The organism is Ruegeria conchae (assembly GCF_000192475.1).
GTDB classification, from domain to species: Bacteria; Pseudomonadota; Alphaproteobacteria; order Rhodobacterales; family Rhodobacteraceae; genus Ruegeria; species Ruegeria conchae.
In genome coordinates, this window is record NZ_AEYW01000007.1 from 173,521 (window position 1) to 196,932 (window position 23,412).

Consider the following 23,412-nt stretch of genomic DNA (forward strand, 5'->3'; position numbering starts at 1 on the left):
AGCGTTAAGCGTAGTTGCGGTCACAATAATTGGGGAGAGGCTTTCATCCCAGATTGAAAGGCGCGCGATCACGGGATGAGCCATGCTACGCGACCGGAATAAACGCCGCAACGCAGCTAGCGACGCGGCGCGTTTTGAAACCTACAGGGGCCGATACCGAATTGCGTATCGTCTTATTGCGACTGGATCATAGCCGCGCGCAAAAGTTGTGGACGGTCGGTCTGGGACGGCAGGAAGACAGCCTGTGAACCGGCATCCAGTGCCGAAAGGCTCGCATCATACCACTGCATCGCAAGATCGCGACGCTCCTGCACGCCAAATCCTTCGCGCAAGTGGTGGCCCACCAGCTCTCCATAGGCGGGTTCACCCATCGCAACCAGCATGAGCGCAGAGCCAACGGCGGTATCCATGTTGTCCTGACGGTAGCCCATCGCCAGACAGACCTTGCTCGTCGCAGCGAGATCCGCGGGGCTCAATCCAGAATCCAGCGCCATTTTGCGAACCTGCGTTTCAGCATCTGTTTTTGAGCTGATAGACAGGGCGTCAACTTGGGGTGCCAGCATCTCACCATACGAGGCACATTGGGCAGATACCTGATCGGGTGTCAGGCCCTGGATATCCTGCATCAGATCCTCACCACGCGCCATCGCATAGCTGCGGGCAAGGCAAAACTGCTCGCTGAGTGCAAAGTCGGCATCCGTCATGTTCGAAAGCGTTGTGTAGCCTCCGTTGGTCGAGGTTTGCAGCATGACCCCGCTGCAACGATTTGCCAGCGATGGACCTCCGGTGCCGCCGGAAAACAGAGTCGGCAGGCTCGCAGATGCTGTTTCAGTGGTGTTCGCTGCGGCTTCGGTATCTTGGGGCTTGATAACCGGAATAGCCTGAGCTGGAGCCTGAGGTGCCGCAGCCAGAGAAGATCCTGATTGAACCTGTCGGCGGTACTCCATCAACAGCGGTTGACCCGAGAGCTGGGTGGCGGCCTGTCCACCGCTTGTCGCCCAGTAATAAGCCTGCTGCAGGAAGTCATATTGATAAGGCTGAAAGTCATGCCCATTTACGGGATAACCCATTGAGGCCTGATAACGTTCGATGGCGGAGCGCGTGCCACGCCCGACCTGACCGTCAACACGACCGGCATTGTAGCCAAAGTAATTCAGCGCCGTTTGGGTTTGCGCCCCTTGAGTGGTGGATGGGATGCCCTGCCGGTAGGTTCGGGTCGCTGTCGATGACTGTGTCTTCTTTTTTTGCTGATCTTTGCCAATAAGATATCCAGCGACCCCTCCGACGACAGCACCGCCGATGAAATCCCCAGCGTCAGCGCGCGCATTCTGAGGGGCTATTGCTGCAATAGAAATAGCGATACCCAACGATAGAATAAAACGAATGATCATAATCAACCTCCACTCAAAAATCACTAATTTCGCTGAGTATAGCACAGCTAAGCACGCGCAGGTGAAACCGGCGACAATTGGCTGATTGTGCGCGGAGTATCTGGAATTTCTGTCGAACTATGGGATAGTTAGCTGTTCACCCGACGTTGGTGGCGAGACCGCTCATCCATAGAACTCACTCTCGATGCTGCGAAGCGCGATTCGATATGGCCCAATTGGTCGCCAGTCACTTGCCAATGTCTTCGTTCCACTGTAAACGCCGCCCCTATCGTCTTCGGGCGAGATTCTCTCGTGGGAGGTTACTGAGATCGCGATCTTGGGCCGGACCACGCAACATAATCTGGGTGGGACGCGTCCCGCCTAAGTTGAAAGGAAAACCAAATGGCCAAGAAGCTTGCTGGTACAATGAAACTGCAGGTTCCTGCAGGTCAGGCGAACCCGTCGCCGCCAGTTGGTCCAGCGTTGGGTCAGCGCGGCATCAACATCATGGAATTCTGCAAGGCGTTCAACGCCAAGACCGCAGACATGGAGCCCGGCGCTCCGTGCCCGACCGTGATCACCTACTATCAGGACAAGTCCTTCACCATGGACATCAAGACGCCGCCCGCGTCTTACTACCTGAAAAAAGCGGCTGGTTTGAAGCCGGTTGGCAAGCGTAACCGCCCCCGTGGCGCGGAAAACCCAGGTCGTGAGACCGTGGCAACCGTGACCTCGAAGCAGGTTCGCGAAATCGCCGAAGCCAAAATGAAAGATCTGAACGCTAACGACGTCGAAGGCGCAATGCAGATCATCCTGGGCTCGGCCCGCTCTATGGGCATCGAGGTGAAGTAAGATGGCAAAACTCGGTAAACGTACCCGCGCTGCGCGCGAAGCTGTTGCTGGCAAGGAAAACCTGTCGGTTGAAGAAGCAGTTTCCCTGGTCAAAGGCAACGCAACTTCGAAATTCGATGAGACCATCGAGATCGCTCTGAACCTGGGCGTTGACACCCGTCACGCAGACCAGATGGTTCGCGGCGTTGTTGGCCTGCCGAACGGCACCGGTAAAGCGATGCGCGTTGCTGTTTTCGCTCGCGGCCCGAAAGCTGACGAAGCAAAAGAAGCTGGCGCAGATATCGTTGGCGCAGAGGACCTGATGGAAACTATTCAGGGCGGCACCATCGAATTCGATCGCTGCATCGCAACCCCGGACATGATGCCGATCGTTGGCCGTCTGGGTAAAGTGCTGGGCCCCCGCAACCTGATGCCCAACCCCAAGGTTGGCACCGTGACCATGGACGTGAAAGCGGCCGTGGAAGCAGCCAAGGGTGGTGAAGTTCAGTTCAAGGCGGAAAAAGGCGGCGTTGTGCACGCTGGTGTCGGCAAAGCGTCCTTCGACGAAGCCAAGTTGGTGGAAAACGTCCGCGCCTTCATCTCGGCAGTTGCGAAAGCCAAACCGTCGGGCGCCAAAGGTACATACATGAAGAAAATCGCACTGAGCTCGACGATGGGCCCAGGTGTTACTTTGGACGTGGCTGCTGCTGCGGGCGAATAAGTTCTTCGAAATACTCTCGGAAAACCCGGCCAACAGGTGTTGGTCGGGTTTTTTGTTCCGCGTTGCCGCTGCATTGATGTCACAAATAATGCCGACAAGTTGGGAGATGGTTTCGCTATTAGACTTTTGCGATAGAAAAGGTCCAAATTTCGGTTCTATCAAGAGCGTTCCATGCGTCCGAGCAAATCTCCAAAAGAATTGCGGCAGTTAAAGCGTCAGATCGTCCAGTATCGGAGGGACATAGGTAACCAACTATTTAAGGAACGTGGTGGATACGTCATGGGCGGCTGCCTTCGCGGTTTCCGGTTGCTTGAAGAAAGCAGTTGGGGGCAAGCAGATTTGTTCACGAAATTGCTGGGGATCTACGAACAACAAAATCAACCTATTTTCGTGGAAAGCACAAAGCCGATACTCGTCGATCTTGGGGCGGCAGATGGCTATTGGGGCGTTGGTTTGGTGCAAGCGGGCCATTTCGAGCGAAGCCTATGTTTCGAACAAAGACGCAAAGCTCGACAGATCATCCGTAAGACCCTGCACGTGAATGGTGTTCGCAACAGGGTCGAGATTGCTGCCACCGCTACGGACACGTCAATTCGCGAACTGGTGTCTACTAGGTATCAGCCTCAGGATTTGTTTTTCTTGATTGATATCGAAGGCGGTGAGTTCGAACTTTTAACCTTCGAATTTCTTAGTGAATTCAAGTCTTCAGAGTTTCTGATCGAGTTGCACTCCAGTGGCGTTTGGTTGGGCAACGAAAAAGAAGAAAGGCTAGTTCGCGACGCACAGGTCTTGTTTGATGTCGAATTGGTTGACGATACAAAACGCGATCTTTTGCAGCTTCGGAATGAGTTGCATATGCCAGATGATTTGACTTGGGTGCTTGCATCCGAGGGACGTAGATACCCAATGCGTTGGCTGCACTTAAAGCCAAAGAAAAAGCCAAAGAATGCCGCGTTGCCCAAGAAGCGAAGCGAGCAAAAGAAGGACCAAAAATTTGGGACACTCTGGATGGGGGGAGAGCCGGGAAAACTGGAACGTTCTTGCCTCAATTCCATGAAGGACTTTGGTTATAATCCTATTGTCTTTTCTTACGAGCCGATCCGAAACCTGCCAGAAGGGGTGGAGTATTTTGATGCGAGAGAAATATATGAGCCAGGCAGGGTCATTCGGCATGTAAGGCACAAAAGCCCAGCGATACACGCAGACATATTCAGGTATCATTTGGTTAGTAAGACCGGCATGATCTGGCTTGATACCGATATGTACATGGTCGCTTCGGCCGAGAGGCTCATGGCTTCGGCTGAATCTCGTGCAGGTTTTTGTGTTGGATGTGTTTTGCCGGATCTTCCAAGGCATCAAACGTATCATTCACTCGTGAATAATGCGGTTTTTGGGCTTCCGGCGCATAGTAAATCGCTTGCTCTGTTGGGAGAGGTGTTCGAGGAGGACCGTTTGGCCTCTGAGGCCTGGAAGGATTCGCCGGCACTTTTGGGATTGAACGCGGTGGTTGAGGCGCAACGAGAGAAACCTTTTGGGCGCTTGCGTTGGGGGTCAACTGGCCCAAGAGCTTTGACGACTGCATTGAATATGTCAGGCGAACGCAAATACGCTCATGACAGCACCGCATTTTACTATATTTCCAGTCGAGAAATACCTGCGTTGTTTCAAGCAGGAACCCGGCTTTCAGATTTGGTGACACCCACCACATTTGGGTTCCATTTGTGGGGTCGAGATTTCCGCTCTGCTTTGGCCGAGCTTGATCCAAATGTTCAACAGTGCGCTGCCCGCGACATACTGGAGTCAGCTGTTTGACGGAACGATTAGCGACCATCCACGCTATTCTACAAAATGGCGATCTGCCTTTGGCGCTAATTGCGGGGTGTTTGTATGTTCAGGTCTCTTGATATGGAGGTGGGTAGAACCTGATAATGGTTTTGATTTTGCACAAGGATCACAAATACCATGACAGACACCGGGCAATTGCCTAGAAATGTTAATTAAGTTTACGATTTAAGCCCGGTGACCCCAGTGGAGCAATTGGCATTTACCTATGAGATGGCCGTGGTGTCGGGGCTTTTGGCGTTCACGGTTTTCTTGTTTGTGTCTGAAATCGTCCGGATCGATCTTTCCGCTATTCTCGTTTTGGTCATTGTCGGTCTGCTGAGCTATGCGCCCGGCCTTGAGAATCTGGCAGATGTACCGCATCTGTTTGACGGATTTGCGTCGAATGCGGTCATTTCGATCATTGCAGTAATGATCGTTGGTGCGGGGCTGGACAAGACGGGGCTGATGAACAAAGTCGCCTCGGTTATCCTGAAATATGGTGGCAAGTCGGAAGGACGGGTTTTGCCCATCATTTCAGGTACCGTCGGTGTCATCTCGTCATTCATGCAGAATGTCGGTGCCGCGGCTTTGTTCCTTCCTGTGGTTAGCCGGATCTCATCTCGATCAGGGATCCCGCTGTCGCGATTGCTAATGCCGATGGGGTTTTGCGCCATATTGGGTGGCACGATGACCATGGTGGGCTCTTCTCCGCTGATCCTTCTGAATGATTTGATTCAAACTGCGAATGAGGGTTTGCCTGAAGCACAGCGTATGGAGCCTTTTGGGTTGTTCTCGGTCACGCCCATAGGTGCGGTGCTGATTTTGACGGGTATCGCGTATTTCCTTTTGCTGGGGCGATGGGTCTTGCCGGGTGATTCAGGTTCGGAAAGCACCGGTACCGGGCGCGGGACGCAGGAATATCTTCAGCGGGTTTATGGGCTGAAGGCCGACGTGTTTGAGGTTGTTGTACCGGCCGACAGCCCTTTGGTTGGGCAAATTCTGGCGGATATCAATTTCGAAAATCACCTCTATATCATCTCGACCTTTTATCGCGGCAAGACCTCGATGGTTCAGGTGTTGACAGCCGAAATTGCCGCGCCATGCCGATTGGCGATTGTGGGGCGGCGTTGGGTTGTCGAAGAATTTGCCGAAAAGTACGGGCTGACCGTGCTGCCGGATCTGGATGTGTTTGTCGAAGAGTTTGCACCCACAAATGCCGGGGTCGCAGAGGTGGTCGTGACGCCCGAGAGCAAGCTGATCGGCAAATGCCCGAGGGAGTTGCTGTTTCGGAAAACTTACGGAATGTCTCTGCTCGCCATCCATCGGGGGGAGGAAACGCTAAGCCATGTCGAAACAGAGACACACGAATCCACGCAAATCGGTCTTGAGAAGTTCAAGGCCGGTGACATGTTGGTTGCCCATACCCGTTGGGATAACCTGATGCGGATCAAGCGTGACCCGGATTTTGTTGTGGTCACATCTGATTTCCCGCAAGACGAATTACGCCCGCAAAAGGTTGGCTGGGCGCTTTTGTTTTTCGTGATCTCTTTATCGCTAATTCTATTCACAGATGTGCGGTTGTCGCTTTGCCTGCTGACGGGTGCTGCGGGTATGATGCTGACCCGCGTGTTGAGCGTGGACGAGGCCTACCGCGCGGTCGGGTGGAACACGGTCTTTCTCTTGGCCTGCCTGATCCCATTGGGGCAAGCGGTGCAGAATACGGGAACTGCAGCATGGATTGCGCAACAGATCATGATCATCCTGGACGGATGGCCAATCTGGGCGCTCCAGGCCGGTGTAGCCATTCTGGCGACAGCGTTTTCGCTGGTGATGTCGAATGTCGGGGCCACAGTTTTGCTGGTGCCCCTTGCGGTTTCAATCGCGGTTGCCGCCGGTGGCAACCCCGCTGTCTTTGCGTTAACCGTCGCGATTTCGACCTCGAACAGTTTCATTATCCCGACCCATCAGGTCAACGCGCTAATCATGGGGCCCGCAGGGTACAAGGTTATGGATTTCGTGCGTTCCGGCGGCGTCATGACGATCATATTTCTGATCGTCTCGCTGTTGATGCTAAACGTGATCTTCTAAACCTGATGACTATCCGGACAGGTTGATTGTTTGGCCCTGTTCGGATGCTTGTTGCGCCGCAAGACCGATGCGTACGGCCCAAATCCCATCACCCAGAGAGACCTCGGGTTTGGCGCGCTCACCCCGGATCAACTCCAGAAAACCTTTGTGCTGATAATAGGTCGAGCCATTGTGGTCGCCAGCCGCCAGCAACTCGGGGTCGACCGGAATCTCACGTTGGATTGGGCCTTTCGGTGCGCGGGGGCTGATGATCAGCTGTGGTACCGGCGCGTCGCCCAGATGTTCGGGCCAGAACCGGCCCGGGCCGGGCACAAGCGCTTCGATCTTTGCTTCGGGTCCAATGGCTGAGATTTCTTCCTGATACCGCGACCCCTCGGCGAACATGCAAAGCTCGAGCATCGCCCGCGCGCCTGAGGCGAAATCGACAATGACATAGCCGTGGTCCAGAATATCCGGAGTATCGCCGTTATAGTCTTCGTCCAAGTGATTGACGGCTTGGCCACCGCTTGCCGAAACCCGAACCGGATCTGATTGCAGGATCAGGCGCATGAGATCGAAGAAGTGGCAACACTTTTCAACGAACGTACCGCCGGTGTTGCGGTTGAACCGGTTCCAGTTGTCGACCTTTTCAAGAAACGGGAAACGGTGTTCGCGGATCGAGAGCATTTTGATCCCACCACTGGCGGTCGCTGCTTTATCGATGAGCACCGCAATAGGGGGCATATAGCGATATTCCATCGCCACCCAGATCGGGTGAGGGTAAATGCGATCCAGTTCCTCAAGCCGGGCAAGATCGGCGGGGTCGGTGAATAACGGTTTCTCGATCAACAGGGGCAGGGGGCGGGTTTCCGCAATCTCGGCCAGTTGATCGACATGCAGGTGGTTGGGGCTGGCGATGACCAGACAGTCTAGGTCACTGACCGCCAGAAGGTCCTGAATGGAAGATGCTATCTTCGCATCGGGCGCAATCGCCTGCGCCTTTTGCGCCATCTCCGGGTCAGGTTCGAAGATTGCGGCGACGCGTGTGCCCTCAAGCAGAGCAATGTTGTGCAGGTGTTCCTGCCCCATCATGCCGCATCCGATCAGCCCGTAGTTGGTGGTCCGGGTCATGCGCAGTTCCTTTTACTTCAGGCGTTGAACGTATTTGGCCCGATCCGGATCGAACCATGTTTTTGAAAACTCGACAGGTTCGGCTTTCTCAGACCAGCTGAACCGTTCGATGTAACCGACCGTGTGTCCGGCAGATTTGGTGAAGCCTTCAGGCGTCCAGTCGGGCAATGAACCGATGGAAACGCGATCCTCTGCCCGTGTAATCCAGAAGCCAAGCTGTTGCTGGTAATAGCGATAAAGTGAGTCGGACAGCAGGTTCTGGTCGATGGTCCCAGCCGATTCGTCCAGCCAGATTTCCTCGACCGCGATGATTGTGTCATTCAAATAGCGCATCCGGCGCACCCGCGAACCGTGATCAGACAGGCCGAATTCCGGCAGGTCTGCGGGCTTTTGCAGATGATCAACCGATAGGATATCAGCGCGCGGCAACCCGCCGCCTTCGGGTAATTCCAGCCGGAACATCGCATAGACGCTGTTCTGCGTTCCAGTCTCGCGGATGTAGTTGCCCGAACCCTGAATACGCTCCAACATGCCTTTTTTCTCAAGCTCGGCGAGGGATTTTCGCAAGGTCCCGACTGAGACATTCAGGTTCGAAGCCATGTCTCGTTCGGGCGGAAGACGTTCACCATCAATCAGGCGACCCGCCGCGATATCACGGATCAGCAGCTCTGAGATCTGGACATAGATAGGCAGGGCATTTGGGTTGCGGCTGTTGGAGGACATTGAGGGCGCTTCACTCGGTCGCAGGAAAAATTGATATACTATTGATCTACATCAATGCGCTTGCTACGCAAGAGGAAAGTCAAAGATGTACGGAGCGTGAATCAAATGACCATCGTCCCCATCACATCCCCCGACCTGGATGCGGCCGAGGTTTCGTGGTTTGCAGCGCTCTGCTCGGATGACTACCAGTTTCTGGGTGTGCCCGATGGTGATCTGCGATCCAGTTGGGAGCATTGCTCGGGCATCGTTAAAGAGGCCGAGGCGCAAGGTTTTCGCAACATCCTTTGCCCATCGTCATATCAGGTCGGACAGGACACCCTGAGCTTTGTCGCAGGGTGCGCGCCGATTACCGAAAAAATCAACCTACTGGCCGCCGTGCGCTGTGGTGAGATGCAGCCCATCATGCTGGCCCGTACCATCGCGACGCTGGACCACATGCTCAAGGGGCGGTTGACGGTCAACATCATCTCGTCCGATTTCCCGGGCGAAAAAGCCGACAGTGCGTTTCGCTATCAGCGTTCGCGCGAAGTGGTTGAGATTCTGAAACAGGCCTGGACGCAGGATGAGATTAACCATGCGGGCGAGGTCTACAATTTTTCGAGCCTGACTACGGACCCGGCCCGGCCTTACCAGGCTGGTGGCCCACTTCTGTATTTTGGCGGCTACTCCCCGTCTGCTTTGGACCTGTGCGGCGAGCATTGCGATGTCTATCTGATGTGGCCAGAAACCAAGGATCAGTTGGCCGAGAGGATGAAAGCCGTTCATGCCGTTGCCGAGAATTACAATCGTACTCTGGATTACGGTCTGCGCGTCCACATGATTGTTCGCGATACCGAGGCTGAGGCACAGGAATACGCCGACTACATCGTTTCGAAACTGGATGACGAATACGGTCGCGCGATCCGCGAGAGGGCGTTGGACGCGACATCGTTGGGTGTGGCGCATCAATCCAAGAACCGTGATCTGGCGGATGAATTTGGCTATGTCGAACCCGGCCTGTGGACCGGCGTCGGTCGCGCGCGTTCGGGCTGTGGTGCTGCGCTGGTCGGTTCGACCGATCAAGTTATGTCTAAGATTGAAGAGTATCAGAAGCTGGGCATCCGCGCCTTCATCTTCTCGGGCTATCCGCACATGGACGAGGCCAAGCATTTTGGCGCCCGCGTGATGCCCAACCTGAAAACCTGCTCGCTTCCCGAAGCCTACGGACGCGTGCCAGCAACCACCCCGGCGACCCCGCTGGGCAACGGAGTTCGTCGCTAATGCAACGTGTGAAACTATCTGACACGCTGGAAATGAGCCGCCTTGTCTATGGCATGTGGCGCTTGGGTGATGACAGTGACACCTCGACAGCGCATGTCGAGGCCAAGATACAGGCTTGTCTGGATCAAGGGATCACCACCTTCGACCAGGCAGATATCTACGGTGGATACGCAGCCGAAGCTGTTCTGGGCAACGCCTTGCGCGCCAATCCCAGCCTGCGCCAGAAGATGGAGATCGTCACCAAATGTGACATCGTCGCGCCAATGGGTCGCTATGCGGAGGCCAAGGTCAAATACTACGACACGTCGCGCGCGCATATTCTGAAATCGGTGGATACGTCTCTGTCGGAAATGGCGATTGACCACATCGACCTGCTATTGATCCACCGCCCTGATCCAATGATGGACCACAATGAAACCGGTGCAGTGCTGGACGAGGTGGTTGCCAGTGGCAAGGTCGGGGCTGTAGGCGTGTCAAACTTCCGCCCTTGGGATTGGTCTCTGCTGCAGTCGGCAATGAAAACCCAGTTGGTCACCAATCAGATTGAAATCTCGCTTGGAGAAATCGGCCCGTTCACTAACGGTGATCTGGCGTTCCATCAGCAGCATGGACATCCGCTGATGGCGTGGTCCCCGCTTGGCGGCGGCCTTTTGATGGCCGGGAACCCTCCGGTCGGTGTTGTAGCGGATGAGATCGCCGCAGAATTCGGCGTGGACCGAGCGGCAGTGGCCGTTGCCTTCCTGCTCGCGCATCCGGCAAACATCCTGCCGGTTCTGGGCACAAATAATCTGGGCCGCATCAAGCGCGTCTCGGATGCTTTGAAGGTCAAGCTGGATCGTGAAAGCTGGTACCGCCTGTATGAGGCGGCGCTGGGACATGAGGTGCCCTGATGAATGCAATCTCGCGCGATATGAACCATACATTCGTCCCGCATAAAGACGACACGCGCACCCTGCGCGATGCCTTTGGTCGCTTTGCCACCGGTGTTACGGTCGTGACCTGCGACAGTGAGGATGGCCCGATCTGCATTACGGCCAACAGCTTTTCGTCACTGTCGCTGGACCCACCACTGGTGATGTGGGCGGGCGATCGTAATTCGCGCCGGTTCCGGTATTTTCACACGGCACGCCATTTTAGCGTGCATGTCCTGTCTGCTGAACAGGCCGAGCTGTGCTTTGGCTGTTCAAAAGACGCCCATGCGCTGCGTGATATCGAACATGACCGTTGCGAAAACGGCACCCCGTTGTTGCCGGGCAGTCTTGCCCGGTTCGAATGCGAGCAGCACGCTTATCACGATGCGGGCGATCATGTGATCGTCGTGGGCAAAGTTCTGAAGGTCAGCATGGCGGATGGAGACGCGCTGACTTTCTTTGCCGGAAAACTCGGCCAATTCGCGCAGAGCTAAGCGCGATATGACGATTGCGGGGCAAACCCGCAGCTGAACAAGGGAGGATCCGCATGGGCGGACTGGCATCGGCGCTCGCGCCGATTGCATTCGTGAACGAAACCGTGCTGCGATTGGGCCGCGCGGTTGGTGTCGTTGCGATTGCAGTCATGGTAATCGCAATCCTGATCCAAGTGTTCTTTCGATACGTTCTGGGCAACGCCCTGCCGTGGCCGGATGAGGCTGCGCGGTTCTGCATGCTCTGGATGACGGGTCTGATGGCCCCCACCGCTTTCCGCCGTGGAGGGTTCGTCGCCATCGACATGCTTGCGCGTTTCCTGCCGCGTGCGCTTGGCCTTTCGCTCAATCTGTTCCTGCTGCTGATCTCGCTGGCCGTCCTGCTGGTTGCGGTCAATATCGGCTGGTCCGAGGTGACGGGCTTTGGTGGCCGGTTCGCCACTGCGGCGTTGTATTTGCCTACCTCTTTGGGGTTTGATGAATGGTATCGCATCCCGCGCAGTTGGATGATGGCCTCGCTGCTGGTGGGGATCATCCTTCTGATCTCGGTCAATATCGAACTGATCCTGCGGTCCATCGTGACCATGCTAGGCGGAGCACATCTGTTGCCCGAAATTCCCGAAGCTGCGGTGGGGGCTGAATAAATGCTGATCTGGTTCCTGCCTACATTCCTTGTCTTCCTGCTGATCGGCCTGCCGGTCTTTTTCGCGCTACTGGCTGCACCCGGTATCTTGCTGTGGCTGAGTGGCCAAACCAACGACATCACGCTGCTCTATCGCAATGTCTATAACGGCATGGACAGCTTCCCGCTGATGGCTATTCCGTTCTTCATGCTGGCCGGAGAGCTGATGAATCGCGGCGGCATCACCATTCGCCTGGTCGAGTTCAGCCAGGCCCTGATGGGCCACCTGCGGGGCGGTCTCGCACATGTGAACGTCCTCAGCTCAATCCTGTTTGCGGGCCTTTCCGGGTCCGCCGTGGCGGACACCTCGGCGCTGGGTTCGATGCTGATCCCCGCGATGGAGAAGCAGGGCTATACCCGCAAATTCGCCGCAGCGATCACGGCGGCCAGTTCAGTGATCGGGCCGATCATCCCGCCCTCGGGCATCATGATCATCTATGCCTATGTCATGGGCGAAAGCGTGGCGGCCCTGTTCCTAGCAGGTATCGTGCCCGGTGTGATGGTTGGCGTTGGGCTGATGCTTATGATCAAGGTCATGGCCGATCGTTATGACTTCCCTGTCGCGAGCCGTAAATACACTTGGCCCGAACGCCGTCAGGCCAGCCTTAAGGCCTTCTTTCCGCTGATGACACCAGTGATCATTCTAGGTGGTATTCTCGGCGGTATCTTCACCCCCACCGAGGCCGCCGCCGTGGCTGTGGGATACGCTTTCATCATCGGTTTCTTTATTCTGCGCACACTTACCTTGAAGGAAGTTCCTGAAATACTTAGCAACGCGGGTATGACCTCGGCGGTCGTCTTGCTGTTGGTGGGCGCGGCAATGGCGTTTAAGACGGTGGTCAGCCTCAGCCATGCGCCGGAACAGTTGGCTTCGCTAATCCTCAGCCTATCGGAAAACCCGCTGATCCTGCTGTTCCTGATCAACCTGCTTTTGTTCATCGTGGGTATGTTTCTGGACGCAGGCCCGGCGATCATCATCCTTGGCCCGATCCTTGGTCCGATCTTCACCAGTCTTGGTGTCGACCCGATCCATTTCGCCATCATCATGAGCGTCAACCTGACCGTTGGTCTGGCCACACCGCCAATGGGCCTGGTTCTGTTCGTAGCCGCCGCAGTGTCGCGGGAGCGGGTAGAAACCATCGCCAAAGCCATCCTGCCGTTTCTGGCAGTCGAAATCATTGTGATCTTCCTGATCACATACATCCCCGCACTATCCATGACGATCCCGAGGATAACGGGATTTGCAAACTGAGTTTCACAGGGAGGAAACGCATGCTCAGAAGATTTATCAAAACCGCAGCGGTGGCCACATCGTTGGTGGCTGCATCCGCGATTGCCGCGACAGCCGCCGACTACACGCTACGCGCCACAGCAAACTCGAATGAAAACGACGAAGACTATGACGGTCTGGTCGTTTTCAAAAACTATGTCGAGGCGGCCTCGAACGGAGCCATTGAGGTTGAGCTGTTTATCGGAACGCAGCTTTGCTCGAACGGTGCCGAGTGCCTGCAGGGCGTGGCGGATGGCACCATCGACATCTACATCTCCACCTCTGGCGGCGCGTCGGGCATCTTTCCTTACGTGCAGGTTCTGGACCTGCCATATCTGATGGCCGATGACCGCATTGCCGAACACGTGTTGTCAGGCGATTTCACCCGCAAAATGCGCGACATGGCGCTGGAAGATTCCGGTGGCGCGATCCGCTTGATGACCATTGGCAACACCGGTGGCTGGCGCAACTTCGCCAATACGCAGCGTCGTGTTGCCGAGCCTGCCGATATGGAAGGTCTGAAAATTCGCACAGTCGTGGCCGACCTGCCACAAGAACTGGTTAAGGCTCTTGGTGCCTCGCCGACCCCAATCCCGTGGCCGGAACTGTTCACCAGCTTCCAGACCGGTGTGGTTGAAGGATCCAAAAACGGCATCACCGACATCATGGGCATGAAATTCCCCGATGCGGGTCTGCAATACGTCACGCTTGATGGTCACGCTTACATGGGTGCGCTGTGGTGGATGAACAACGCCAAATTCCAGGAAATGCCCGAGGACATGCGTCGCGTTGTCGTGGATGGTTTTTATGCGCTGCAGCAGGCCACCTTTGCCTCGCCCAAGCGCAAATCGATCCAAGCGTACGAAGATTTTGTTGCTGGCGGAGGTGATCTCTACGTACCTACACCCGAGCAGAAAGCCGCGTTCAAAGAGGCTGCAACGCCGGTCTATGCCTGGTTCCAGTCAAACGTGGCACGCGGGGACGAAGTGTTCACTGCGCTGACCGAGGCCGTTGCAGCGGCTGAGGAGGATGTAAACGCCTCGCGTGATGCGGATCTGAACTAAATTGTTGGGTCGGGCCTTTGGGCTCGGCCCTCACCGAAACGGGTACATCCACCCTTTGTAGTCGTTGACCAGAACATGCGCCCTTTCGATCTGCTCCGGCGACATCTTCTTGACCACTTCCTCAAGGCTGATCGCCGCATCGGGATCGCCGCCGATCGCGCTGAGCGTGTACCACATGTAGGCTCGCACCAGATCAGGCGCAGGCATGCCCAGACCCAGCTCATAATACCAGCCGATGCCGGATTGTGCCCCCGGATGCCCCTTCATCGAGGCGCGCAGATACCATTCGAACGCGCGCTCATAGTCTTGCTCTACCCCAAGACCCAGCCCGTACATCACACCGATCAACTCTTCGGCTTCGGCATTGCCGGATCGCGCCGCTGGCAACAGTTCTTCGCGCGCGGCCTTAAACTCCCCGGCTTCCATAAAATCACGCGCCTGTTCCAACTCGGCCAGCGCCGGAGTCGCAAGCAGATAAAGGGCAAATACAAACTGACGCATGGGGTTTCTTTCCTCTTGGCCGGGGCCGCGGTGGCTCAGGATTTGCCGCGCCCGCTGACGGATGCTGATTTCATTCCCTTTGATATGGAACAGGCCGCTATCGGTCATCAACTGTTTTACGATCCGATCCTATCGGGTAATCAAAACATTGCTTGCGCTCATTGCCATCACCCGGATTTTGGCACCTCGGATGGGCTGTCTCTGGGCATCGGCGAAGGCGGGCAAGGGCTTGGCCCGGACCGCACGCCCGGCATCGGGGCGGACAAGATCCGCAAGCGAATTCCGCGGAACTCGCCGGGTTTGTGGAATCTGGGGGCCAAGGAGATCCATACGGTTTTTCACGACGGCCGCCTGAGTATTTCGGACGTTTACGGCAACGGCTTCAATTCACCTGCACAGGAGTGGCTGCCGGAAGGATTGAATTCCTTATTGGCCGCGCAGGCGCTGTTCCCGCTGACTTCGCAGTTCGAGATGGCCGGCAATGTCGCCGAAAATCAGGTGACGGGCGCGGTGCATGACCGCATCGACAAAGGTTGGCCGATCCTCGCAAAGCGCGTTCGCACCGACCCTCTCTATGGCCCAGCCATGGTCAGTGCGTTTGATGAAATCGACACGACCGAAGACATCACGATTACCCAGATCGCCAACGCGCTGGCCGCGTTCATGGCATTGGAATGGCGCAGCACAGACAGTCCGTTTGATCAATTTCTGGCCGGCGATCGTTTGGCTCTGACTCCACAACAAAAAGAAGGGATGTCCTTGTTCTTTGGCGACGCGGGCTGTTCTTCCTGCCACTCTGGCCCATTGCTTTCGGATCAAAGATTCCATGCATTAGGGTTGCCTCCGTTTGGTCCGGGGAAAACCCGTCAGTGGGATCCTTATGCGCGCGACGTGGGCCGTGTGGGTGAAAGCAATCGCCTGGAAGACGCCTATCGGTTCCGCACGCCAATGCTGCGGAACGTCGCCAAAACGGCACCCTATGGTCACAACGGTGCGTTTCCCGATCTTGAAGGTATTGTACGCCATCACCTGAACCCGCCGGAAAGTCTTGCGACATGGACCTCAGATATGGCTGCCCTTCCCGAAGTGCCGTGGCTGGAACGTGTCGACTTCATCGTCTGGGAAGACAGCTTAGAGATGGCTCGCCAGCGCCGCAAAATCGATATTACCCCGCAAAATCTGACGGATGATCAGATCGCCGACCTAGTTGCCTTTCTTCATGCTCTGACGGGAACGACGCTTGATACGCCGCTCTTTGGTGTGCCCGAGGGCTTTGAACCCTAGAAGAGCTTGGCCATGTCATTGGACATTTGCTTGAAATCTCATAATGCTCCGGTCAAATCCACCGCCGAGAGATTCAATGCATTGCCACTACAATCCAAATGATCAGTTACAGAATTGCGATATTGCAGATCTGACGCGGCGCTTCACAATACAGGATGCAGCTGCCTTGGACGCGACTCTGCAACGGGAACGTATATCGGGTAGATTCTGATGGACCATATCATTACTCTGAATTCGGGTTCGTCTTCACTCAAGTTTGGGTTGTTCACAACCACCGGAGACGATCCGGTGCTGATCTGCTCGGGTGAGGTTGAAAGCATTGGCAGTGCAGCGGCACATATCAGCGCAAAGACCACGGATGGCCGGGTACTTGTTGATACCACGTCCGAGGCTCTGCACGATCAGGCCAGCGCACTGGATTACATTCTGGATTTTCTAGAGCGAGAGTTCCCGGCTGCACGTGTGGCAGCCGTTGGGCACCGCATTGTGCATGGCGGGCCGGACAATGATCGACCGATATTGCTGACCCCCGATAGTTTGCAGGTGCTTGAAAAGCTCGAGCCTTTTGCGCCGTTGCACCAGCCTTACAATCTGCACGGCGCACGCGCGGCGATGGAAAGGTTCCCAGATGCCAAGCAGGTTGCCTGTTTCGATACGGCTTTTCACCGCCATCACCCCTGGGTCAATGACACCTTCGCATTGCCGACCGAGTATTACGACATAGGCGTTCGGCGTTATGGCTTCCACGGGTTGAGCTATGATTACATCTCGGACCATCTGGCCAACACCGCCCCACTAATTCACGGTGGGCGCGTGGTTGTAGCCCATCTTGGTAACGGTGCCTCGATGTGTGCCATGATCGCAGGCCGCTCGGTCGGGTCGAGCATGGGATTTTCGGCCATGGATGGTTTGCCTATGGGCACGCGCTGCGGTCAGTTGGATCCGGGGGTTGTGCTGTATCTCATGGATCAACAGGGCATGAATGCGGACGAGATATCGGATCTTCTTTATCGCAAATCCGGGTTGCTGGGACTTTCGGGTATGACCAATGACATGCGCACACTCGAGGCGTCGAATACGCCGGGTGCGCGTAATGCAATCAACTATTACACCTTCCGGATACGCCGCGAACTAGGTGCATTGGCCGCCGTGCTGGGTGGGCTGGACGCGGTCGTGTTTACCGGTGGGATCGGAGAGAACTCGACCTACATCCGTGATCGCATCTGCACCGATATGGGATGGTTGGGCATCGAGCTGGACCATGATGCAAACGCTGATAACAGGCGGGTTATTTCCACCGATTTGTCGCGCGTGAAATTGATGGTCATTCCGACAAATGAGGAATTGGTAATAGCGCGTGCGGCGGCTGCGCAGATCGGTTGAATCTTCCCTTACGAAGCGCGCCGGTTTGAAGATTTTTTCTGGGATCAGACAAAAATGTTTCGACACTACGGGAATCCCCCAATTTCGCGATTCCCATGGATGCGTTAACTTTTGATTAACTACCGGGCCAGTGTGCCCAACCACTTTCACTAATTTCCCCCGATGAGGGGCTGGCTTCCTACCCCCTTGGCCGGCCCCTCAACTTTTTTGGGACTAGGCTCACACCGTATCGTTTTGAAGGATTTGCCGAACGAGTGCAGGCAGCTCGGCGCTGTCTTGATAGCTGAGCGTGTGCGGCAGGTCCGAAATAGGTGATTTGCGATAGCCTTGTTCAAATAGCAAAAACGGTACCCCTGCACGCTGGGCTGTTTCGGCATCAACCTCGCTGTCACCGACAAAGATGGGCGGGCCAGCAGCCTGCAGTGCCTCAAAGCTGGCGTTCAGATGCGCTGGGTCGGGCTTGCGGATATCCAAGGTGTCGCCGCCAAATACCGTGTCGAAATAAGGCTGCAGCTTCAATTCGCTCAATACATGCCTGGCCGGCGCTTCGGGTTTGTTGGTACAGACCCCAAGAGCACAACCCATTTCACGCAGTTCTTCCAATGCCTCAAAGACTCCGGGGTAAACGACGGTCTGGTCGCACGCGCCCGCATTGTAGTGCGCTAAGGTAAGCTGCGTCAGTTCCGCGTGCCGATCCGGCTCTATCCCGCAATGGGTCATTACACGCTCGACCAATTTAGGCAGGCCGTTTCCGACGAATCTACGGATTGTGTCATTAGGCAAGGCCGGATGCCTTTGATCATCAAGCATTCGATTTGCTGCAGTAGCGATGTCGGCAAGGCTGTCTACCAAGGTGCCGTCCAGGTCAAATACAACGACTGCCGTCATCTGCGAATCCACCTATAACTATTGATGATTAGTGCCTAGGTCGCAATTCGTGACGACGCAATGGAGAGCCGAATAATTGGCTTCAAAACTGTGGCTTGACAAACCTTACTATTTTTATCAGATTAATTTTACGAAAAGATAGCCAACCCTATTCAGGGTCAGCCAGATCAAGCGAAACAAACCGACAGGCCACGTGCCAAAGACGCTCTGGAGATGCCCCGATGAACATGCAAACACCCTCCTCGACGCAAAGTTATGCTGTTTCAATGCTGCCGGCTCATAAAGCAGAAGATCTGACAAACGGTGGCAATCTGGCCCATATCGAGCTGGGCGATCAGCTTTATACACTGCGCATCACCCGCGCAGGAAAACTGATCCTGACCAAATGAGTGCACCTTCTTCGCGCGGCGGGGCGGCCGTCGGCCGCCTGTCAGACTTGAGCCCCATTGAGGCCGGTGCAGTCATGTATCTGCGTCTCTGGGGTGAAGGTGACAAAGGCCGCGCCAACGCTGCTAGTGATTTCGACATCGCGCTGGGCGCAGATCAGGGCCATGCCACGATGCTGACGTTGGATCGGCTGTGTTCACTGTGCGCGCATCACGGTCGCCGCCCGCTAGTGCGCCATGGTTTGGGTTGCGCGTGTCTGGGGGCTGATGAGAACTGCTTTGCGCAGATGATCGGCGCCGCGTCCGAAGGCGCGCGCGAGGACGCGATGATGATGGCCTCGCTGATTGTGCGACCTGATTTTGCCCCAGCATTGGCCTCATTGTCCGAGGAACTGGGGCTGGCTCTACGCCGGATGATTAAAGCGGCACCTTTGCCGACGACAGGGCACCAACCCCCAAATGCGGTGCTCCACTGATCGGTGGTAGCAAAACCCCGGCCATTTTGCCGGGGTTTTGTTTTACTCAGCAGCAGCCACAGCCTGCATGGTGGTGGTCGTGATCGCATTCGAGGGCGGGGCAATAGTCCCCAACCTCCGCAAGAACTTCCCGCAACGCCCAGAGGATCATGTCCACATCTTCCGCTTCGATGGTCAGCGGCGGCCGGATTTTCAGGATGTTGTCCTCCGGCCCCTCGCTGCCAATCAGGATGCGGTGATCGCGCATCCGATTTTTAACGTAGCTACAGATCTCGTCACTTTCCGAGCCATCCGGGTTGATCAGTTCTACGCCCAGAAAAAGGCCCATACCGCGCACATCGCCAACGCAGGCAAAGTCTGCTTCAATTTGCCTGAGGCCGTCCATCAGGCGAGCCCCCATGACGCGGGCATTTTCTTGCAATCCTTCGTCGTCGACAATGTCCAGCACCTCTTTCCCGATCCTGCAGGACAGGGTTGAGCCGCCAAAAGTAGAAAAGAACTCGATCCCGTTGTCGAAGCTTTGGGCGATCTCTTTGGTGGTGACCAACACGCCCAGGGGGTGGCCGTTGCCGATGGGTTTTCCCATGACCACGATGTCAGGCAGCGCGCCCTGATGTTCAAAGCCGAAGTAATGTTCACCCAATCGCCCAAGACCAGTCTGAACCTCATCTGCGATACAGACCCCGCCGGCAGCGCGGATTTTCTCGTAGACAGCAGGCAAATAGCCCTTTGGCGGGATGATCTGCCCGCCGACCGAAGGGAAGGTTTCTGCGATAAAGCCCGCAAGGCCGTGGCCTTTCGCCTGTAATGCCTCAATCGCCGGATCAACCAGATCCGCAAACCTCCGGGCACGGTCGGGATCGTCACGGCGGAACGAACCGCGATAGTCATTTGCGACCTCAACCAGTTCCACCCAATCGGCTTGCCCAACCCCTCGGGGTTTGTTGAACTTGTAAGCTGAGATCGCCACCGCTGCGTTTGTGTTTCCGTGATAGCCGTGATCCGGCGTCACGATACCCTTCGCCCCGGTATGCGCGCGCGCCAGCCGCAAGGCCAGTTCGTTGGCTTCGGTCCCCGAGTTGACAAAGAAACAGACCTCAAGGTGATCTGGCAGTTTCGACAAAATCTTGTCAGCAAATGCGGTCTGCGCAGGATGCAGATAGCGGGTGTTGGAGTTCATCCTCTTCAGTTGATCCGCCGCGACCGCTTGAATGCGCGGATGTGCATGGCCCACATGGGGCACGTTATTGTATGCGTCCAGATAAGGCCGCCCCCACTCATCGAACAGGTGATGCTTCCAACCGCGCACCAGCATGACCGGATCGTCATATGTTAGGCTGAGGTTGCCGCCAAAGTGATCGCGTCGGTCTTGCAGAATAGCTTGCTTGTCGGTTGGGCGATAGAAAACCTTCTCATCCGACAGGTTCAACAAAGCCGCCGGGTTGGGGCACACCGCGTTCCACAGTTCCATCTCATCCGGGTCGGCAACTCCGGGCCAGTCGGCCTGCATCCCGTCGGTCGTCAGTGCCAGTTGGAAATGCACATGCGGGGCCCAGCCACCATTCTGGCTGGCATTGCCCAGCCGGGCAAAAGCCGCACCCTGAGCCACCGGATCACCGGGTTTCAAACGCTCGCTTACTTCGGGGTCCAGATGGCCGTATAGCGTATAGAACGCGTCCCCCTCGGGTGTTTCGTGGTGCAGGATCACCACCCCACCGTAATCGAGATGAGCGTCCCGGTTCTCAACCACCTCGACCCGACCACTCAGCGGCGCATGAAGCACTGTTCCGGCTGGTGCAAACACATCCAACGCCAGATGCACGGTGCGCCGATCCGACGCTTTCCACGGACCCTTGCGGAACCCTGGCTCCGCATAGATCAGGCGGGGTTCATTGTAATAGCCAAGCCAGAGGCCCTCTCCGAATTCCTCTCCGACTCGAGCCGCCTCAGCAAGCGGCATGTGGAATGGATTTTGTGGCCATGTCGAATTTTCCACGGACAACGAGCCCATCGGCACATCGCTTAAATCCTGCCCGAACATCTGTGCGAAATGCCCGCGATGGCTGGACAGGTAGGTGTGGACGCGCTCGGCACCGTCAACTACCGGCAGGCCACAAGCGGCGCGCAGGCGGGCTGGCATGAGCGCGCCATTGATCTTCGCGTCCTCCAGGAATCGCCACGCCGGAGCCTGGCTGATTGTCACATAAGGGTCGTCCGGGTTCTCGGCCGCCATCAGAGTCGAGTTCACCACCGACACTGCCAGCCGCATCTGCAGAAGGGGCCAGATCAGATCGATTTCATCAGGTCGCAAACGGTTGGCGGCGTGATAGCCACGCACCAACGCGGCCAATGCGCGTTCGGGTTTCGGGTGGTCCAGAACAACATAAGCCCCAGCAATGGCCAACTCGCATACACGCGGTGCCGCGCACATATCACCAAGGTCGATCAGGCCCGAGACGCTTCGACGTTCGCTCAACTCACCTTCAACAAGGATATTGTAGTCATTGGCATCATTGTGGATCGCCTGTTTAGGTAAGCCGTTCAGCTGATCACCGATGGCATCAAATTCCAAAGCTATCTTTTGCAGACGTGCGCGCCTTGCAGGATCAGAAATTGCCTCCAGTCGATCAACAATCCAACCCGCTTGGGTCAGGTCCCATTTGAAATCTGCACGACTTAAGCCCTTGTGCTTGAACGCCTCCAACGCCCGGTCCGTTGCGCCTAGAACACGCCCCAGCTTGAGGATCAGGTCCTCGTTTTTTGGCACACTGCGGGCAAAGCACTGCCCCGGCATTCGTTCAAGCATCCAGACCAGCCGCGGTTGCCCGTCCGCGTCAGCAATTTCAGGCAACATGGTTCCGTTCAAATCAGAAACAACGTCAGGAAACGGCAAGCCCGGAGCCTCGGCATCGAGATGCTTTAGTGTTTTGATCTGCAAATCCACCAGATCGGCGTCACATCCGGCCCGCATTACTTTGAGCACATAGTCCTGCCCATTCGTGGCCTCGACTAGAAAGTTGAGGTCATATTCCCCATCCAACCGCGTTAGACGGGCTTCCAGCCCCCAGTTCTGACGCAGCTTTCCAGCCCAATATGCATTCAGATCGCCCATGCATTACCCCATGCCATTCCCAACTTGATCCCCTTCATCTGGCCAAAAATACTCTCGGGGGGATCGCGCCCCGGTGCGATGGGGGGCAGACAGCCCCCCTGCCGTCAACTCAAAGCACGCAGGCGTTTGAACAGCGAGGACGTATCCCACCGGCCGCCGCCCAGTTTCTGCACATCCTTGTAGAATTGATCGACTAGCGCGGTAACGGGCAGCGATGCGCCGGTCTCATTTGCTGTATTCAGGCAGATCCCCAAATCCTTGCGCATCCAATCCACGGCGAAGCCATGTTCGAAGTGGTCATCCAACATGGTCTCGTACCGGTTTGCCATTTGCCAACTGCCCGCAGCGCCCTGGCTGATTACCTCGACGACAGCACGGCCATCCAGACCGGCCTTCTCAGCAAAATGCAGCGCTTCGCTGAGGCCTTGCACCAGCCCAGCAATGGCGATCTGATTGCACATCTTCGTCATCTGGCCTGCACCGTTGTCGCCAATGCGGCGGCAGATCTTGGAATAGACCTGCATCACCGGTTCAGCTGCGTCATAGGCCTCCTGATCGCCACCACACATGATCGACAATACACCATTCTCGGCCCCGGCCTGACCGCCCGAGATCGGGGCATCCACAAAAGCGATCCCATCAGCTTTGCCAGCTTCGTACAACTCGCGCGTCACTTTGGCGGATACCGTAGTGTGGTCCACAAAGATCGAACCTTTGGCCATTCCGTGAAAGGCCCCATCCTCACTTGTGCACACCATGCGGAGATCGTCGTCGTTGCCGACACAGGCCATCACGAATTCTGCCCCTGCTGCGGCTTCACGCGGGGTGAGCGCCATGGTTCCGCCATGCTGGGCAACCCAGGCCTCTGCTTTGGATGCGGTGCGGTTATAGACTGTGACGTCGTGACCGGCGGCCTGAAGGTGCCCGGCCATCGGGTAGCCCATGACGCCCAGACCAAGGAAAGCGATTTTTGCCATGTGATGATCCTCTTTGTAATCCGTCCCAGGCCTCGACGGCACTACAGGGCGAGATGTTCA

The 23,412-nt window shown here is 56.2% G+C and carries 21 protein-coding genes; 14 read left to right on the forward strand and 7 right to left on the reverse strand.

Going from position 1 to position 23,412, the window contains the following annotated elements; translation table 11 throughout:
* Positions 1 to 173: 173 nt before the first annotated feature.
* Positions 174 to 1,391, reverse strand: coding sequence for a peptidoglycan-binding domain-containing protein (locus G7G_RS0109880; RefSeq protein WP_010440982.1), 1,218 nt, complete (start codon positions 1,389 to 1,391; stop codon positions 174 to 176).
* Between the two features lie 381 nt (positions 1,392 to 1,772).
* On the opposite strand from G7G_RS0109880, the gene rplK reads away from it, so the two are divergent.
* From rplK to G7G_RS0109900, 4 genes are all read left to right on the forward strand, one after another.
* Entirely contained in the window at positions 1,773 to 2,222 is a 450-nt protein-coding gene (gene rplK / locus G7G_RS0109885) for a 50S ribosomal protein L11 (protein WP_010440985.1), read from the forward strand.
* Between the two features lies 1 nt (position 2,223).
* Positions 2,224 to 2,922 (forward strand): 50S ribosomal protein L1, encoded by a 699-nt coding sequence (gene rplA / locus G7G_RS0109890; protein ID WP_010440987.1) that lies wholly within the window; start codon positions 2,224 to 2,226, stop codon positions 2,920 to 2,922.
* Positions 2,923 to 3,093: 171 nt separating this feature from the next.
* Positions 3,094 to 4,734 (forward strand): glycosyltransferase family 32 protein, encoded by a 1,641-nt coding sequence (locus tag G7G_RS0109895; RefSeq protein WP_139056600.1) that lies wholly within the window; start codon positions 3,094 to 3,096, stop codon positions 4,732 to 4,734.
* 243 nt (positions 4,735 to 4,977) lie between these two features.
* Positions 4,978 to 6,834: an SLC13 family permease gene (locus G7G_RS0109900; RefSeq protein ID WP_037321196.1), complete on the forward strand. Its 1,857-nt coding sequence runs from the start codon at positions 4,978 to 4,980 to the stop codon at positions 6,832 to 6,834.
* 9 nt (positions 6,835 to 6,843) lie between these two features.
* Here G7G_RS0109900 and G7G_RS0109905 read toward each other — a convergent pair whose 3' ends face one another.
* Complete coding sequence (locus G7G_RS0109905; RefSeq protein WP_010440992.1) at positions 6,844 to 7,944, reverse strand: Gfo/Idh/MocA family protein; 1,101 nt, start codon at positions 7,942 to 7,944, stop codon at positions 6,844 to 6,846.
* A 12-nt stretch (positions 7,945 to 7,956) separates the two neighbouring features.
* On the reverse strand, positions 7,957 to 8,667 hold the full coding sequence (locus tag G7G_RS0109910) for a GntR family transcriptional regulator (RefSeq protein ID WP_010440994.1): 711 nt from the start codon (positions 8,665 to 8,667) through the stop codon (positions 7,957 to 7,959).
* Positions 8,668 to 8,772: 105 nt separating this feature from the next.
* On the opposite strand from G7G_RS0109910, the gene G7G_RS0109915 reads away from it, so the two are divergent.
* From G7G_RS0109915 to G7G_RS0109940, 6 genes are read left to right on the forward strand one after another with little or no spacing between them, the layout of a single operon-like run.
* The gene (locus G7G_RS0109915; protein WP_010440997.1) at positions 8,773 to 9,927 is read left to right on the forward strand and encodes an LLM class flavin-dependent oxidoreductase; all 1,155 of its coding nucleotides are present in this window, start codon (positions 8,773 to 8,775) and stop codon (positions 9,925 to 9,927) included.
* Positions 9,927 to 10,817, forward strand: coding sequence for an aldo/keto reductase (locus tag G7G_RS0109920; protein ID WP_010440999.1), 891 nt, complete (start codon positions 9,927 to 9,929; stop codon positions 10,815 to 10,817). The genes G7G_RS0109915 and G7G_RS0109920 overlap by 1 nt, the downstream gene beginning before the upstream one ends.
* Complete coding sequence (locus G7G_RS0109925) at positions 10,817 to 11,332, forward strand: flavin reductase family protein (RefSeq protein WP_010441001.1); 516 nt, start codon at positions 10,817 to 10,819, stop codon at positions 11,330 to 11,332. Before G7G_RS0109920 ends, G7G_RS0109925 begins: the two co-directional genes overlap by 1 nt.
* 53 nt (positions 11,333 to 11,385) lie before the next feature.
* Positions 11,386 to 11,973 carry a TRAP transporter small permease gene (locus G7G_RS0109930; RefSeq protein WP_010441003.1) on the forward strand — a complete coding sequence of 196 codons (588 nt, stop codon included), beginning with the start codon at positions 11,386 to 11,388 and terminating at the stop codon, positions 11,971 to 11,973.
* Positions 11,974 to 13,263 (forward strand): TRAP transporter large permease, encoded by a 1,290-nt coding sequence (locus tag G7G_RS0109935; RefSeq protein WP_010441005.1) that lies wholly within the window; start codon positions 11,974 to 11,976, stop codon positions 13,261 to 13,263.
* A 20-nt stretch (positions 13,264 to 13,283) separates the two neighbouring features.
* Positions 13,284 to 14,345, forward strand: a complete 1,062-nt coding sequence (locus G7G_RS0109940; protein WP_010441007.1) for a TRAP transporter substrate-binding protein — start codon at positions 13,284 to 13,286, stop codon at positions 14,343 to 14,345.
* A 30-nt stretch (positions 14,346 to 14,375) separates the two neighbouring features.
* On the opposite strand, the gene G7G_RS0109945 is transcribed toward G7G_RS0109940, so the two are convergent.
* A complete protein-coding gene (locus tag G7G_RS0109945) occupies positions 14,376 to 14,846 on the reverse strand; it encodes a tetratricopeptide repeat protein (RefSeq protein ID WP_010441009.1) in 471 nt (156 codons plus the stop codon).
* Positions 14,847 to 14,861: 15 nt separating this feature from the next.
* Here G7G_RS0109945 and G7G_RS0109950 point away from each other — a divergent pair, with 15 nt between their 5' ends.
* Positions 14,862 to 16,130, forward strand: coding sequence for a cytochrome-c peroxidase (locus G7G_RS0109950; protein ID WP_010441011.1), 1,269 nt, complete (start codon positions 14,862 to 14,864; stop codon positions 16,128 to 16,130).
* 210 nt (positions 16,131 to 16,340) lie between these two features.
* Positions 16,341 to 17,513 (forward strand): acetate/propionate family kinase, encoded by a 1,173-nt coding sequence (locus G7G_RS0109955; RefSeq protein ID WP_010441012.1) that lies wholly within the window; start codon positions 16,341 to 16,343, stop codon positions 17,511 to 17,513.
* Positions 17,514 to 17,732: 219 nt separating this feature from the next.
* Here the strand turns inward: G7G_RS0109955 and gph are convergent, their stop codons facing one another.
* The gene (gph, locus tag G7G_RS0109960; RefSeq protein ID WP_010441013.1) at positions 17,733 to 18,401 is read right to left on the reverse strand and encodes a phosphoglycolate phosphatase; all 669 of its coding nucleotides are present in this window, start codon (positions 18,399 to 18,401) and stop codon (positions 17,733 to 17,735) included.
* Between the two features lie 221 nt (positions 18,402 to 18,622).
* On the opposite strand from gph, the gene hemP reads away from it, so the two are divergent.
* The gene (gene hemP, locus G7G_RS23920; protein WP_010441016.1) at positions 18,623 to 18,790 is read left to right on the forward strand and encodes a hemin uptake protein HemP; all 168 of its coding nucleotides are present in this window, start codon (positions 18,623 to 18,625) and stop codon (positions 18,788 to 18,790) included.
* Positions 18,787 to 19,263, forward strand: coding sequence for a hypothetical protein (locus G7G_RS0109970; protein ID WP_010441018.1), 477 nt, complete (start codon positions 18,787 to 18,789; stop codon positions 19,261 to 19,263). The genes hemP and G7G_RS0109970 overlap by 4 nt, the downstream gene beginning before the upstream one ends.
* A gap of 46 nt (positions 19,264 to 19,309) precedes the next feature.
* On the opposite strand, the gene G7G_RS0109975 is transcribed toward G7G_RS0109970, so the two are convergent.
* A complete protein-coding gene (locus G7G_RS0109975; protein ID WP_010441020.1) occupies positions 19,310 to 22,375 on the reverse strand; it encodes an aminotransferase class III-fold pyridoxal phosphate-dependent enzyme in 3,066 nt (1,021 codons plus the stop codon).
* 104 nt (positions 22,376 to 22,479) lie between these two features.
* Positions 22,480 to 23,352, reverse strand: a complete 873-nt coding sequence (locus G7G_RS0109980) for an NAD(P)-dependent oxidoreductase (protein WP_010441022.1) — start codon at positions 23,350 to 23,352, stop codon at positions 22,480 to 22,482.
* Positions 23,353 to 23,412 lie beyond the last annotated feature (60 nt).